Raw genomic sequence first — 14,299 nt, forward strand, 5'->3', positions numbered from 1 at the left:
TTATCTCTCCTTTTAATTTGAGTACGCTTCAATTAATGCAAGCATTTCTTGTTTTGTATTCATAGCAATAAGCTTGTCAATATTATCGTTTTCAGATAGCATCATTGAAAGCTGTGACAGTGCTTTTAAGTGGGTTTCATTATCAGTAGCAGCAAGTACGATAATAAGCTGCGCTCCGTGCTGTTTTTCAGTAGAAAAATAGACCGGCTCCTTTAAACGAAGCATGCTCATACCCACACGATTTACACCTTGTTCCGGCCTTGCGTGAGGGAGCGCCACTTTTGGCGCAATAACAATATAAGGGCCTAACTGTTCTACACTTTTGATCATTGCTTCTACATAAGAAGGTTCAATATATTCATAGTTCAACAAAGGCTTGGCAGCCAGCCTAACAGCTGATTTCCAATCATCTGCTGAATCTGTAAGCTGCAAGAATGGCTCTTGCAATACTTCATGCAACATTGGCTTTTTATCCTCTCTTACCATTTTTTTAGATTGCTGTATCACTAGTTTTAAATTAGCTAACAGAGCTGGTTCATCCTGAATATTTGCATGCTGCTTAATAATACCCATGATGGCTTGAGTGGTTAGCTGAGAAGAAGCTGGTTCAACTAAGTCGATTAACCGCTGCTTTTCATCATCCGTTAAAATAGGATTCACAAGCATCACATTCATTCGCTTTTTTAATGGCGTAGTTGTAATAACTAAATCATAGGTTTCTTTAAACTGCTCATAATCTCTTACCGTCATTGGCCCTATCAATTCAGCATCTGTTAACAGTTGTTCAAGCTGATACTGAAGCATACGGGACGTTCCAATTCCATTGGCACAAACAATAACAATACGCTTTTGTTTTTGCCTTCCCTCTTGTTTTTTCATCCACCCTCCGAAATGAAGAGCAAAATAAGAAATTTCGTCTTCATTAATACGTATTTGAAGGCTGTTTTCCAAAGGAAGCAACGCTTTTTTTGTCAGTTCCACTATATCCTGATACTTTGTTTCAATAGCCGAAAGCATAGGGTTAGGGAGGTGAATATTATAGAGAAGCCTGTAATAAGCCGTCTTCAAATGAATATATAAATTTTGTTCAAGACGATTTCGATCTTCAAATACCACACAAGCATATGCTTGAAACCGTGATACCATTTCTTTTACAATGCTTCTCATCCAATCATCACTATCTGCTTGATTTACTACATTCACTTTTGCACTTAGTAAAACCGTGGCCAGATAATGTTTTTCGTAAGGTGGAAAATCAAACTCTAAAACGCTTTCAATTTCTTGGAGCGCTTTGTACTGCCTGGTTTTTTCTAATTCTTCTTTTCTAGTAACCGAGGCGTCTACATAGCGCTTGCCTCCAATACGCTGAATACAGCACGTGAGCATATAGGCTAATTGCGTCAGCATCTTGTCTGTAAACGCCATTCCCAGTTTATCTTCACACTCTACAAGCCAGTTATAAATCATTGAATATTCGTAATCTGCTTTCATGACCCTTTTCAACAACTCTTCCTGATGTTGACTTAATAATTCTGTGATGTGTATATAAAGCAAATTTCGAATGTCGCTTTCAGATCCTTTTACTTCGTACCCATCTTTATAGCTATATGTCAAAGATATGCCTTTCTTTATCCACTTGTTTTTTAAGTCTTTAATATCTTGTAAGACAGTGTTGCGACTAACTTCTGTTTCATCCATGAGCTGCTGAGTTCCGATTTTCCCGCCTCGAAGTATACACATCAAAGCAACGTATATTTGCCGGTCCTCAACTGATAAGTAAGCAGATGGTATAACATGAGAAATTTGTTTAGCAACTTGGTCCTTTGCTTGATCGTTTAGAAAAAAGCCTTTCCCATATGTGTACTGAACAAACTCTAATTCTTGCTGACACAGCCAATCGTTAATTTTCTCAATATCATAATAGATGGTACGCCTTGACACTTGAAACTGCTTCATTAACTCTTGTACTGATATAAACGTTGCGGCTTGAAGCAAAACTTGCAATACGGCCGTACTGCGTTTGTCTAACAAATGAATCACCTTCAGTCCAATTCGTGCACAAATTGAAATACTTACTATCCTTTATGTTTCTACTATACTACGGGTCTTACAAAATGATTAGACCGAATCCACCCACATACATTGTGCAAAAAATGTACTCAATAAAAAAAGAAGTGCTGTATGCACTTCTTTTAAAGGTTAATCTTTAGTCTGCTGTTTCATTGCTTCTCCAATGGCTTTTTTTAAATGTCCATCATGTTTATCAAGCAGCCGATGCACCTCATCACCTTCTGTAGAAGTAAGAAGCGCAAGAATGGCGGCTTTTGGCGTTTTGTAGGTTTGTAAACTTTCCGCTGCCTCTTCTGATGAGACGCCTGTTAGTTCCGTAATAATATTCTTAGCACGCTGTACGAGTTTATCGTTAGTCGGCTGTACGTCTACCATGAGATTGCTGTAGACTTTACCAATTTGAATCATAGAAGCGGTCGTCAGCATATTAAGAACAAGCTTTTGGGCAGTTCCGGCTTTCATTCTTGTTGAACCTGTTACAACTTCCGGCCCTGATTCTGCTACTATTGCATATTTTGCTTCTTGTTCCATAGGTGATTGAGGAGAATTGACAACACAGCCCGTTACTGCTCCCAGGCTGTTTGCATACGTAAGCGCTGAGAGTGTATACGGCGTTCTTCCGCTTGCAGCTATACCTACAACAATATCTTTATTTGATAAATTAATCGCTTTCAAATCTTCTATCGCTTGTTTCTTATTATCTTCTGCTCCTTCTAACGCATGACGGAGCGCTTTGTCTCCCCCGGCTATGATCCCAATTACTTGTTCGGCAGGTGTACCGAATGTTGGTACACATTCAGATGCATCCAACACACCTAGCCGCCCGCTTGTACCTGCTCCGATATAAATAAGACGTCCGCCTTGTTTAAAAGCACTGACAATTTCATCTACTAACAAAGCAATAACGGGCAGCACCTTATTGATTGCCTGAGGCACTTGATGATCTTCTTCATTAATTTTTTTTACAATTTCCAGACTTGATAATTCATCAATGTTTAAGGTTTGCGGATTGCGTTTTTCTGTTAAGATATGATTTAAGTTCACTGTGATCCCCTGCCTTTTCCACCATCATTTTTTCTCTATTTATACTCGTTCATGAACAGCTGATAAGCTCCTTTAGCAGATGATACTCGCTGTGTTGCCCACTGGATATGCTTTATTTCTTTTTCACATGCTTTTTTATAAACATCAAACACTTCTGGAACTTCCGTTAAAATGCTGCCTTTGCATGACAGCAAGCAGCTCCCTTCAAACCGCTGTTTCTTATATAAATGAAGAGTCATGTTTGCAAGGTTCTTTCCAGCCTGTTGAAGAATGTCACTTGCTTCTTGTTTATGATTTCTCGCCTGATTTACAACAAGCGGAGTGAGTGAAGCAACCTCTGATTTAGGAGATGAATAGACAAACTTTTTTATATCGTGTATGGTATCTGCTTTTACATGTTGCAAGATTGTCTGACTAAGGCTGCTGTAAGGAAGACTTTGATCATGCTCTTTCGTCAGCAATATCAGTGCTTGAAGACCAATCCAATATCCGCTCCCTTCATCTCCAAGAAGGTGTCCCCACCCTCCTCCGTATTCGTACACTCCGTCTTTTTTTCCAATGCTGACGGCTCCAGTTCCTGCAATGGTTAAAATCCCGTCTTTTCCATGCAGTAGTGCTTCATGTGCAATCATGGCGTCATCATATAAACCTACTTCTACCTGATAACGATCATAAAAATATCTTTTTATTTCTTCTTTAGATAATGCTTTACTTCCAGCAAGCCCTAGTGAAATGCCTTTACATGTATGACCGGCAAGCGCAGTTTTGCACGCCGTAATACATTCATCAATATGAGTAATAGCCGTGTTGTAATTAATGAGCAAATTTCCATATCCGCTTTTTGAAGCAGCGAGCTCTTGACCGTCTAAGCTATATGCAACGCCTTCTGTTTTTGTTCCCCCGCCGTCGATACCAATAATATAGTCCATTTTATCACCGCTCACAAAAAGCAAATTTGTCCCATGGCTGCAGTTCATTTAGTAAAAAATTTTCCTCTTCTGCAATGCGTCCTACTACGTTTGTTTTACCTGAGTTCTCCATGTCTAACAGCGCAATTTGCAGCTCTCCTTTGTACTGTCCATAGAGCTCATTTTCTATTAAAATATCGCCTCTTCGAATGGAAGGAGTATGCGTAGGCTTAAACTCTTCTTTTTTATATTTTACTCGGCTTTGCGTAGAGCGAATTAAATAATCAGATACGTCTCCGCGGTAAAAATGAAACTCTTCCAGCACAATTTTTTTCTCAAGCTCGGTAATCGTATCATACAGGGTCACGTTAAAAGTAAAGCGCTCTTGCTGAACAACATCACGCAGCGCCTTCATCTCTTCTTCTGATGCATACGCATTCGCAATAATGGCACAATCAATTAATCCCGTTTTAAAAAGATGCTTAGCCTGTACGTCGATCGGAAGCGTGCGATGCATTTCAAGCGTACAAAGTCCTTCAGTAACAGGCCACGGTCCAAAAGTAGCGCTTGGTGAATTAATAAAGGCTGCTGTTTCAAGGTTATGTTCTTTAAACAATGCTGAACACTTCAAAAAGTGATCATACGACAATCCCGCATATCGATGAGGATAGAAGTTGTGCGACCCGAGCAGCTGCTTTCGATTCGGTCGGTAACTTAAAATATTATCCACATACTTCGTCGCATTGCTCATATTAATTTCAATTTTTAAGCCGTATGGATTAAAAGTCATAATGGACTCTTCATTTCCCGTATACCCTAAATCAAGACGAATAGCATAAGCCCCTAATTCGTGAAAAAAAGATAAGTCATCATAAGAAATGCCAAGCGCTCCAAATACGCGAGGAGCGATGTCCACTACTACTTCCATCTCTAGCTCATTGGCAAACTCAATGGTTTCTTTAAAATTTGCCATTACTTTTTTCTGATCGCCTTCAACAGAAAGCAAGCATGTAAAAATGCGGGTAAATCCGTATTGATGCGCAAGTGCTATATACGCTTTATCTTTTTCGGCAGTCGAATGTTCAGGATAAATCGCAATACCTAGCTTTTTCATTGATTCTCGCCTTCTTTTTTAAATTTTTTAATAAGCTTAATCATATGTTCAATTAATTTTTGCTCTGAAATAGCCGTCATTAAATGATCTTGTGCGTGAATTAAAAGCAGGGACTTTTCAATTGTTTTTCCGTTCAATTCACGTTGAATAAGCGCAGTTTGCGTTTTATGAGCATGACTGAGCTCTTCTTGAGACTGTTTTAAAAGTTCGTCAGCTTTATTAAAATCATAGTCTTCAGCTGCTTCTAACGCTTCATATGCAAGTGATCTGGCATTTCCTCCATATGCAATAAGTTCAAAAATTTCATTTTCCATATTTGCTGCTTCTGTCATTTCTTCCATCCCCTTTTTTATAGTGGTGCAGGCGTAATGTTTCCTAATATTACAGGAGACAAGGCGCCGGTTGCACTTGGTACATTGCTTGGATAACCTGAAAGTGTTTCATTTGCGAGCACCGCAAAAGCTACGGCTTCTTTTGCTTCTGAAGACATTCCAATTTCTTCTTGTGTATACACGCTGCAGCGCTTCCCGAGCTGCGTTTTAATCATATTCATCAGCATATTATTATAACTTCCGCCTCCTCCAATAATCACTTCGTCAATAGAATAGGCAGGAAAAATAAATGTTTCATAGTGATGTACAATGGATGATGCTGTGAACATAGTAATCGTGGCTAGCAGATCTTCTTTTTTATGTTTGCTATATTTCTCCAGCAGTCTCCTTGTGTACTGTGTACCGAACAGCTCTCTTCCCGTCGATTTAGGAGGAGAAAGCTTCATGTAATCATGATTCATACAGTCTTCTAAAAGCTCTGAAATAATCTTTCCTTCAGCTGCTAAACGCCCATTTTCATCAAATGAAACATGAAAAAGCTGCTGACACGCTTCATCGATCATCATGTTTCCCGGTCCCGTATCAAAAGCTACTACGGGTATAGGATATAGGAGATTTTTTTGGCGGAATCAACGTTACATTTCCAATACCTCCAATGTTTTGAAGCAGCCTTGTACGGTCATCGTGGCTGTACAAAATCAGTTCCGTGTGAGGAACTAACGGAGCACCTTGCCCGCCCGCTGCCATGTCCATCACTCTGAAGTTTGCTACTACCTTCGTTTTGGTTTCATAGGCAATAACAGCCGGCTCTCCAATTTGGAGTGTAGACATCGCTGTACTTCCCGAAGCATAAGGCTGATGGTAAATGGTTTGCCCATGCGATCCAATAACATCTATTTGTTCAAGAGAAAAGCCGGCTTCTTGGCACACTTTTTTCACTGCATCTGCAAATGCATAGCCAAGTTTAAAATTTAAGCTGCAGATTAGCTGTACATTTGAATGTTCAAAAGAAAGCGCCTGCTCAATTTCCTTTTTTAACTGAGGTGAAAACGGCATGGTAATGAAATGAAGAAGCTTAACTTTACTTTCATAACCGCTTCCTTCAATTTGAACAAGAGCTGCATCAATTCCGTCGAGTGACGTTCCTGACATAAGTCCAACAGCATACATACTACGCGTTCACTTCCTTAAAAAAAGCAGGTAAATACTTGCGATGAGCTTGAAGCAATTCATCTAAGACCGACTTAGCCAGCTCGTCACTTGGAACAAGCGGATTAATGGTCATGGCAACAAGTGCTTTTTCATAAGATCCTGTAACCGCAGCTTCTGCCCCTACTCGTTCAAACGATTTAATTTGCTGCACAAGTCCATTCACTTCTACCGGAAGTTCACCGACAGCGAGCGGTACCGGTCCTTGCTTTGTTACTACACAGTTTACTTCAACCGCAGATTCGTTTGGGAGTGAGGAAATAGCTCCCTTGTTTTTTACATTTAATGTTTGAATATCGCCTTTATCGTTATAAATGGATGAAATTAAATTGCATGCGGCATCGCTGTAATAAGCGCCTCCTCGTTTTTCCAGCTGCGGAGGCTTCATTTCTAGATTTGGATTTTTATAGAGTTCAAAAAGCTCGGCTTCTAATACTTTGACCACTTCAGCACGCGTAGTACCTGATTGAAAGGCCAGAAGCTCTTCTGCTAATATTTCTTTTGTTTTGTAGTAGTAGCGATGATACGGACATAAAATCACGCCAAGAGCTTCCAAAAAGTCCGGTTGCCACGGAATAGGCGCTATGTTCTTCATCGTTACTTGAGACTTTGGATCACTTAATCGCTGAATGACTTCTTTTGTTACTTCCTTTCCTTTTGCATACACATGCAGTCCGTATACCAAGTGATTTAACCCTGCAAATTCAATGTGAACATCTTTTTTTTCTATTTGAAGCAGGCCCGCGATGGAGTTTGTCATATGTACAGGCAGGTTACAGACTCCTACTACTTTAGAATGCTTTCCGTAGCGAAGCAGCGCCTCCGTTACCATACCTGCAGGATTTGTAAAATTAATAAGCCAGGCGTTTGGACAAACTTCGTGTATTTCCTCGGCAATTTTCAACAAAACCGGTATCGTTCGCAAGCCCTTAAATAATCCCCCCGCCCCGTTTGTCTCTTGACCAATCATTCCGTACTTAAGAGGGATGCGTTCATCTTGAATACGCGCATCAAGCTGACCTACTCTAAGCTGTGTCGTTACAAAATCAGCATTTATCAACGCTTTTTGTCGATCAAGCGTTAAATGAATTTCCATATCAACACCTGCTTTTTTGACCATTCTTCTCGCAAGTGCTCCTACAATTTCAAGTTTCTCTTTTCCTTCTTCAACATCTACAAGCCATAGCTCTCGAATTGGAAGCTCATCGTATCGTTTAATAAACCCTTCGACCAATTCCGGTGTATAGCTTGATCCTCCCCCTATTGTCACTACTTTCATTTTTTGCCCCTCCTTGTTAAAAAACGGCTAAATATGTAACGGCTGTGCACCCTATTCCAATCAAAACAAAGCGTATACAAACGGCGGTTTTAGATAAAGCTGCGGTTGAAAGCCGAATGGAAATAAATGTTGTAAGCAGGGCTGCTGATAGGCTTGTAATGGCAAATGAACTATGCTGCGCTGATAAACCAGCATACTGCAGCAGAGGTGTAAAAATAACGTTGCAAAGAACCATGGTTAGCAGAAATAAAAACACAGTTTTATATCGAAACCGTACAAACATTGACCCTCAACTCCTACTAAAGAGATAGAAGCCAAACAAGTTGGCTTCTCTTTCTTTACATTTGAACTGAACTATCGGATGGTGCAACCGTTGCTTCATCGCTTTTTTCCATTTCGACCATCTTTCGGTCGTACATTTTAAAGAACGGAAGATAAATGACAACAGAAATAGCAATATTGATAACGACTAGCACAACCGCCCGCCAGTCTCCTCCGGTTGATAGATACGCTCCGATCGGTGCCGGGAGTGTCCATGGAACCATTACGTAGGTTGGCGTAATAAGACCTGTCGCCGTTGCTGCGTATGAAATGATCGTTGTAATAATCGGGATGATGATAAATGGAATAATTAAAATAGGATTTAAGACAATTGGCAAACCGAAAATAATTGGTTCGTTAATATTAAAAACCGCTGGAATAAAAGATGTCCTAGAAAGCGCTTTCGAATATTTAGATTTTGAGAAAAACAGCATCGCTAAGGCAAGACCTAGCGTCGCTCCAGATCCTCCGATCCAAACAAACCACTGAAAGAACGTTTCAGGTGCAATATAAGGAAGTGTGGAAGCTCCGTCTGCTACCGCTTCAGCATTTTTGGCTAAATATACTTCCCATACAGGCCGTGCCACTGTCCCAACAACAGAGACGCCGTGAATTCCAAATGACCAGAAAAACGTAATTAAGAAAACCGGGATTAACACTCCTGCTAAACTATCTCCAGCTTCCACAAGCGGAGCAACTAGTTTATCAACTAAATGGTGAAGATCGATACCTAAAACAATGGTAATAATCGTCATAAGTACAACCACAATCGCAACCGGAATTAGTGCTTCAAAAGACCTTGATACCGAAGGCGGCACTTGTTCCGGCATTTTTATGGTGACATTTTTTGCTTTACAAAACCTGAGAATCTCGACTGATAAAATCGATACAATCATCGTTACAAATAAACCGTGACCTCCAAGGTTTGTCATTGGAAGCATAAACCCTTCTTCTTCAATCAGCTTTGGAGTCACCGTAAGTAACAGTGCAGCTACTGCAATTTGCGCTCCTGACAGCGGATCGAGATTATAGCTTTTAGACAAGTTGTATCCTATCCCAAAGGCTATATATAAAGACATAATAAACATCGTTACTCGATATGGTATTAAAATGTTGGCGCTGTTATCAGCTGCCCATTTCGCAATTGTGCTATCTTGCGGCACAGGCGGAAACGCTAGAATCAAGAAAAAACTTCCGATAATGATAAACGGCAAAGCGGAAATAACACCATCGCGAATGGCTTGAAGATGCCGCTGTTCTGATAACCTGGCCATAGGTCCCGATAAATTGTTCTCTAAAAACGACACAAATTTGCTCATATACCCTTTCCCCCTCTATATTCTCCCCTTGTGTAAACGAAACCCCTTATCTATTTAAAAAGCAGGAATACACCTGCTTTTCTTAGCTAACGAGCTGTTGAACCGTTTTAAAAAGCGTTGGACCTCCAAGCGGCGTATAAGCCTGCGGCGGAATGGGCCCGCACGGAACAGAAGCTTTATCCGCTTCCGCTTTCACTGCGTTAAACCGATGACGAATCTGCGGTGCAACCATTACAACGTCCCAGCCCTTTTGAATTTCCTCTGCCACTTCATTTGTTCCAATTGCCAGCACTTCCATATCTGTTCCGTGCTTTTGCGCTTCCGTTTTTAATGCTTTTACCACAATCGCACTTGACATTCCTCCAGAACATACAAACAATACCTTCATTTTCTCGTTTCCCCCTACCTCTTTATTTTTTGAATTACATTATGTGTATCGATTATGCGTTCAAACACTTGATTGCCTTTTTGAATACATAACCGTATAAACATCGCATCTACAATGGCTAACTGAGCAATACGAGCGCTCATCGTTCCAATTCGAATATGCTGTTCTTCTACCGAAATAGTCAGCAGAATATCAGCTAATCTAGAAGCTGGCGATGATCCGTGCTGCGTTAGCAAAATGACGGCTGCTCCTTTGTCTTTGGCTATTTGCATCAGCTCTACCACTTCTTTTGTTTGACCCGAAGTGGATACCACAAACAGCACATCAGCTTTTGTCATATTCGTAGCCATCACCATTTGAACATGACTATCTAATGAAAACAGAGCCGAAATATCGATTCGAAGCAGTTTATACTGAGCATCTAGCGCAACTACAGATGATCCTCCTGCTCCGTATAAAAACACTCGTTTCGCTCCATGAATAGCTTCCGCAGCTGCATCAATTGCCGAAGTGCTCACTAGCCGGCTTGTATTCATCAGTGCGCTCATACTTTTGCTTATGACTTTTTCAAGCACAGCATCCGTTTCGTCTTCAAAATTAACTGGAAGATTCGGCAGCTGTTCGGTATTCACCTTATGAGCATCTTTGGCTAATTCAATCTTTAATTCTTTAAAACTATTAATGCCTACACGCTGACAAAAGCGAATAATCGTAGCTTCGCTGCACTGACACTGCTTAGCTAGCTGTTTGGTCGTTAAGTTCAACGTGGTGGTAGGATTTTCTAACACGTAATCAGCTACTCTTCCTTCAGCGGGACTGTAATGATTCATTTGTGCATCGATTAAAGTAAGTACGGAAAATTGGCGCATGAATTCCTCCATCGTTACGTTAAGTAACGTATTTCTAAAATATTCTTTAAATTACCATTATTATATTTTTTCTGAAGTTTAATTTCAATATTTTTCTGATATTTTTAAAACTTTATTTTATTTTTCAGAATATTTCATCAAAATCTATTGTGAATATAACGACCGCATGCTATATTATGAAAGAAATTTTATCTCAACCAAAAAAGAAGGAGGAACGAACATGCATATTAAAAAATGGGTTGGAGGCATCTTGTTTTTGCTGCTGTTTTGTTCGAGCACATTGCCTGCTAAAGCCGACGTACCTACTACGTATCAAAAGCGGGAGCTCCGAGCTGCTTGGATTGCAAGCGTATACAACATTGATTGGCCTTCTCAGCCTGGTCTTCCGATTGAACAGCAGAAAAAAGAGTTTACCTATTTGCTAGACGAAGTAAAAAAGATGGGGATGAATGCTGTTGTCGTTCAAATTAAACCGACCGCCGATTCCTTTTATCCGTCAAAATATGGCCCATGGTCAGAATATTTAACCGGTACACAAGGAAAAGATCCCGGCTATGATCCTCTAGCCTTTATGGTAGACGAAGCACACAAGCGCAACTTAGAATTCCACGCATGGTTTAACCCTTACCGCATTACAATGAATCATACTGATTTAAACAAACTAGCCGATAATCATCCTGCCAAACAACATCCTGATTGGGTCGTCTCCTACGGAAAACAACTCTACTACAACCCAGGTATTCCAGAAGTAAAAAACTTTATTATTGAAGAAGTGCTCGAAGTCGTAAGAAACTATGATATTGATGCTGTTCATATGGACGACTATTTTTATCCTTACAAAATTGCAGGTCAAATGTTCCCAGATCAAAAAACATATGAAGCCTACGGTGCTCAAACGTTTTCCAATATTGAAGACTGGCGGCGTGACAATGTTAATCAGCTTGTTCGAGATTTAAATAAATCTATTAAAAAAACAAAATCGTACGTGAAATTTGGCATCAGTCCGTTCGGCGTATGGCGAAACATTGCTAATGATCCAACTGGCTCTGAGACGACTGCTGGACAAACAAACTACGATGATTTGTATGCCGATACGCGTACGTGGATTCAAAATGGATACATTGATTACATCACTCCGCAAATTTATTGGAATATCGGATTTGAACCCGCTGCTTACGATACGCTGCTCAACTGGTGGAGAGATGAAGTGCGCGGAAAGCCAGTCCACCTTTATATTGGACAAGCTGCTTACAAAATTAATAACAACGCGGTGGAAGCTTGGTCTGATCCCGATGAGTGTCCAAGGCAAATTGCTCTAAATCACCAGTTTCCAGAAGTACAGGGAAGCATGCATTTTAGCCTGAAAGATTTAAACCGAAACCCGCTAGGAATAAAAGACAAGCTGCAAAACGATATTTATAAACACCCTGCGCTTATTCCAGCAATGCCTTGGCTTGATAATACGGCCCCAAAAGCACCAAAATTAAAAAACGCGGGTCCTCATACAAAAGAAGCAGCATTTGAAATTCGAGATCACCAGCAGAATGACTCCGCTTATTATGCCATTTATCGCTTTCAAGGCAATAAAAAAGGCGACATTAACAGCGCAGAAAACCTGCTGACAACGGTTCGAAAAACGGGAGAAACACAATTGTTTGTAGATCAAAATGCACTTGAAAATCAAACATACACATATGTTGTAACCTCTGTTGACCGTTTGCATAACGAAAGTGCCATTTCCCGCACGCTTACTGTAAAAGCATCTCATTAAAAAAGGTTCTATAGCAAAATGTATGGTAGGATAAAGAAATCAAATGATGCCTTATCAAGCCATTCTGTTATAGAAAGTAGTGAAAAAAATGGAACCAAACTATGATCGCGCCTTTGGCGTATATGGAATTTGTATGCGAAATAACAAGCTGCTTGTTATTCGAAAAAACAGAGGTCCGTATATTCATCGTTTTGATTTGCCAGGCGGACAGCTAGAGCACGGTGAAACATTAACGGCAGCGATGAAAAGAGAATTTGTGGAAGAAACAGGATTCGAGATTAACATTGTTTCTCAAGCGGGTACAACAGATTTTCAGTATCCTTGTAAGTGGAAAGAATTTACCCACGTGCATCACATCGCTGTATTCTATTACGTAGACATTGCCGGCGGTGAGCTTCTTTCCCACCCCGTACAGTTTGAAGGACAGGATTCTTTGGAAGCATTATGGATTGCACCGCAGGATCTCAACATCGATAATGCTTCGCCTCTTGTTCTAAAAGCAGTGGAATCTTTAAGCTTATTATCATGGCCTTATGAATCTCAGATTTATGATGATTGGGAGCTTAAAACCTCCCAACAATAATAATAGTGCCTATAAATTACTCCTGAATATCGTACGCTTAGCTGCTGTTTAAGTTGAAATCAGAAAATATGTTTAATTTCTTTCTAATGGTGGAACAGACAAGTAACACTACTTAATTACTAATAGAAAGGAAGATTAAAATGAGTAAAGGTTTAGGAGATAAAGTTAAAGGAAATGTATCAAAAGCTAAAGGTGAAGTAAAAGATCAAGTAGGAAATGCAACGAATAACCGCGACCTTCAGCGTGAAGGAAAAGCTGAGAAAACAAAAGGAAATGCTCAAAAAGCAGTAGGCGAAACAAAAGATACATTTAGCAATAAATAAAAAAGGACGAGCTTAATGCTCGTTCTTTTTTTATTTAATAAGCTGATTTAAGCTTTTAATGATTACGTTTGGCTGCAATTCTTTATGTTCAGCTACATTTCCTTTTCGGTTGACCCAAGCCGTTGCGAACCCGTAGTTTTTAGCACCGGCAATATCCCATGTATTCGATGACAAAAATAATACTTCTTCTCTTTTTGCGTTCATTTTATTTTTTGCATAGTGATAGCTTGCCATCGTAGGCTTGTACTGTTTGATTTCGTCTACGGAAATAACGTCTTCAAATAAATGATTCATATTGTGATAAGAAACAAGCGGATCAATCATGTGCTTAGGGCCATTCGTAAAAATAGCCAGACGATACCCTTTTTCTTTTAAATAGGCGAGCACCTCTTTGACTTCATCGTAGACATTCAGCTTCATGTAAGCACTCATCAGCATTTTTTCTTCGTGTTCCGTTAAATCAATATCATTTGCTTCTGCTGCATATTTCAGGGATTGATTTGTTAATGTATAAAAGTCAACGTACCGTCCCATCAGCTGGTATTGCATGGCATATTCAATTTGCTTCAAACGCCATAAATGGCTAATGCTTTCTCCCCGCTCCGGATACAGCTTATCACACGTTTCAATAACGGTATGTACATCAAACAGTGTTCCATATGCATCAAATAAAATCGTTTTAAATTTCATCTGTGTTCGCCTCCTTCTTTCATTTTACCCACTCGCAAAAAAACATAACGTTTTTTCTGTTAAAAAAGAGGCATATTAA

General features: G+C 39.9%; 14 protein-coding genes and 1 pseudogene. 3 read left to right on the plus strand and 12 right to left on the minus strand.

The genetic code is table 11. The features are described from left to right. Positions 1-12: 12 nt before the first annotated feature. From ACFX4E_RS08845 to ACFX4E_RS08895, 11 genes and pseudogenes are all read right to left on the minus strand, one after another. The gene (locus tag ACFX4E_RS08845; protein WP_377579682.1) at positions 13-2,031 is read right to left on the minus strand and encodes a BglG family transcription antiterminator; all 2,019 of its coding nucleotides are present in this window, start codon (positions 2,029-2,031) and stop codon (positions 13-15) included. A 168-nt stretch (positions 2,032-2,199) separates the two neighbouring features. Further along, the gene (gene murQ / locus ACFX4E_RS08850) at positions 2,200-3,114 is read right to left on the minus strand and encodes an N-acetylmuramic acid 6-phosphate etherase (protein ID WP_377258252.1); all 915 of its coding nucleotides are present in this window, start codon (positions 3,112-3,114) and stop codon (positions 2,200-2,202) included. A gap of 35 nt (positions 3,115-3,149) precedes the next feature. After that, complete coding sequence (locus tag ACFX4E_RS08855; protein WP_231504466.1) at positions 3,150-4,091, minus strand: BadF/BadG/BcrA/BcrD ATPase family protein; 942 nt, start codon at positions 4,089-4,091, stop codon at positions 3,150-3,152. Beyond that, on the minus strand, positions 4,048-5,136 hold the full coding sequence (locus ACFX4E_RS08860; RefSeq protein WP_263034533.1) for a DUF871 domain-containing protein: 1,089 nt from the start codon (positions 5,134-5,136) through the stop codon (positions 4,048-4,050). Before ACFX4E_RS08860 ends, ACFX4E_RS08855 begins: the two co-directional genes overlap by 44 nt. Continuing rightward, positions 5,133-5,468, minus strand: a complete 336-nt coding sequence (locus ACFX4E_RS08865) for a PTS lactose/cellobiose transporter subunit IIA (protein WP_013055725.1) — start codon at positions 5,466-5,468, stop codon at positions 5,133-5,135. Before ACFX4E_RS08865 ends, ACFX4E_RS08860 begins: the two co-directional genes overlap by 4 nt. A gap of 17 nt (positions 5,469-5,485) precedes the next feature. Continuing rightward, positions 5,486-6,638: pseudogene (anmK, locus tag ACFX4E_RS08870) on the minus strand (anhydro-N-acetylmuramic acid kinase AnmK). Position 6,639: 1 nt separating this feature from the next. Then, a complete protein-coding gene (locus tag ACFX4E_RS08875) occupies positions 6,640-7,956 on the minus strand; it encodes a 6-phospho-beta-glucosidase (protein WP_263035965.1) in 1,317 nt (438 codons plus the stop codon). 16 nt (positions 7,957-7,972) lie between these two features. Continuing rightward, entirely contained in the window at positions 7,973-8,239 is a 267-nt protein-coding gene (locus tag ACFX4E_RS08880; RefSeq protein ID WP_263034536.1) for a hypothetical protein, read from the minus strand. Between the two features lie 55 nt (positions 8,240-8,294). Beyond that, on the minus strand, positions 8,295-9,596 hold the full coding sequence (locus ACFX4E_RS08885) for a PTS sugar transporter subunit IIC (protein WP_013082024.1): 1,302 nt from the start codon (positions 9,594-9,596) through the stop codon (positions 8,295-8,297). Between the two features lie 82 nt (positions 9,597-9,678). Further along, positions 9,679-9,984 (minus strand): PTS sugar transporter subunit IIB, encoded by a 306-nt coding sequence (locus ACFX4E_RS08890; RefSeq protein WP_013055720.1) that lies wholly within the window; start codon positions 9,982-9,984, stop codon positions 9,679-9,681. A 14-nt stretch (positions 9,985-9,998) separates the two neighbouring features. Further along, positions 9,999-10,853, minus strand: coding sequence for a MurR/RpiR family transcriptional regulator (locus tag ACFX4E_RS08895; RefSeq protein ID WP_060746583.1), 855 nt, complete (start codon positions 10,851-10,853; stop codon positions 9,999-10,001). A gap of 220 nt (positions 10,854-11,073) precedes the next feature. On the opposite strand from ACFX4E_RS08895, the gene ACFX4E_RS08900 reads away from it, so the two are divergent. The 3 genes from ACFX4E_RS08900 to ACFX4E_RS08910 all read left to right on the plus strand — a co-directional run bounded on the left by ACFX4E_RS08900 (position 11,074) and on the right by ACFX4E_RS08910 (position 13,530). Next, positions 11,074-12,624, plus strand: a complete 1,551-nt coding sequence (locus tag ACFX4E_RS08900) for a glycoside hydrolase family 10-like protein (protein ID WP_377258256.1) — start codon at positions 11,074-11,076, stop codon at positions 12,622-12,624. Positions 12,625-12,712: 88 nt separating this feature from the next. Then, positions 12,713-13,207: an NUDIX hydrolase gene (locus ACFX4E_RS08905; RefSeq protein WP_098333763.1), complete on the plus strand. Its 495-nt coding sequence runs from the start codon at positions 12,713-12,715 to the stop codon at positions 13,205-13,207. 140 nt (positions 13,208-13,347) lie between these two features. Beyond that, on the plus strand, positions 13,348-13,530 hold the full coding sequence (locus ACFX4E_RS08910) for a CsbD family protein (RefSeq protein ID WP_013082019.1): 183 nt from the start codon (positions 13,348-13,350) through the stop codon (positions 13,528-13,530). Positions 13,531-13,560: 30 nt separating this feature from the next. Here the strand turns inward: ACFX4E_RS08910 and ACFX4E_RS08915 are convergent, their stop codons facing one another. Then, positions 13,561-14,220, minus strand: coding sequence for a haloacid dehalogenase type II (locus ACFX4E_RS08915; protein WP_013082018.1), 660 nt, complete (start codon positions 14,218-14,220; stop codon positions 13,561-13,563). Positions 14,221-14,299: the final 79 nt, after the last annotated feature.

Origin of the sequence: Priestia sp. YIM B13491, assembly GCF_042787605.1 — a bacterium.
GTDB lineage: Bacteria > Bacillota > Bacilli > Bacillales > Bacillaceae_H > Priestia > Priestia megaterium_E.

Excerpts from the sequence above, each read along its gene's own strand:
- ACFX4E_RS08875 (WP_263035965.1), bottom strand. The coding sequence starts at position 7,956 with ATGAAAGTAGTGACAATAGGGGGAGGATCAAGCTATACACCGGAATTG.
- ACFX4E_RS08905 (WP_098333763.1), top strand. The coding sequence starts at position 12,713 with ATGGAACCAAACTATGATCGCGCCTTTGGCGTATATGGAATTTGTATG.
- ACFX4E_RS08890 (WP_013055720.1), bottom strand. The coding sequence starts at position 9,984 with ATGAAGGTATTGTTTGTATGTTCTGGAGGAATGTCAAGTGCGATTGTG.
- ACFX4E_RS08895 (WP_060746583.1), bottom strand. The coding sequence starts at position 10,853 with ATGCGCCAATTTTCCGTACTTACTTTAATCGATGCACAAATGAATCAT.
- ACFX4E_RS08855 (WP_231504466.1), bottom strand. The coding sequence starts at position 4,091 with ATGAACTGCAGCCATGGGACAAATTTGCTTTTTGTGAGCGGTGATAAA.
- ACFX4E_RS08860 (WP_263034533.1), bottom strand. The coding sequence starts at position 5,136 with ATGAAAAAGCTAGGTATTGCGATTTATCCTGAACATTCGACTGCCGAA.
- ACFX4E_RS08910 (WP_013082019.1), top strand. The coding sequence starts at position 13,348 with ATGAGTAAAGGTTTAGGAGATAAAGTTAAAGGAAATGTATCAAAAGCT.
- ACFX4E_RS08885 (WP_013082024.1), bottom strand. The coding sequence starts at position 9,596 with ATGAGCAAATTTGTGTCGTTTTTAGAGAACAATTTATCGGGACCTATG.
- ACFX4E_RS08865 (WP_013055725.1), bottom strand. The coding sequence starts at position 5,468 with ATGACAGAAGCAGCAAATATGGAAAATGAAATTTTTGAACTTATTGCA.
- ACFX4E_RS08880 (WP_263034536.1), bottom strand. The coding sequence starts at position 8,239 with ATGTTTGTACGGTTTCGATATAAAACTGTGTTTTTATTTCTGCTAACC.
- ACFX4E_RS08900 (WP_377258256.1), top strand. The coding sequence starts at position 11,074 with ATGCATATTAAAAAATGGGTTGGAGGCATCTTGTTTTTGCTGCTGTTT.
- ACFX4E_RS08915 (WP_013082018.1), bottom strand. The coding sequence starts at position 14,220 with ATGAAATTTAAAACGATTTTATTTGATGCATATGGAACACTGTTTGAT.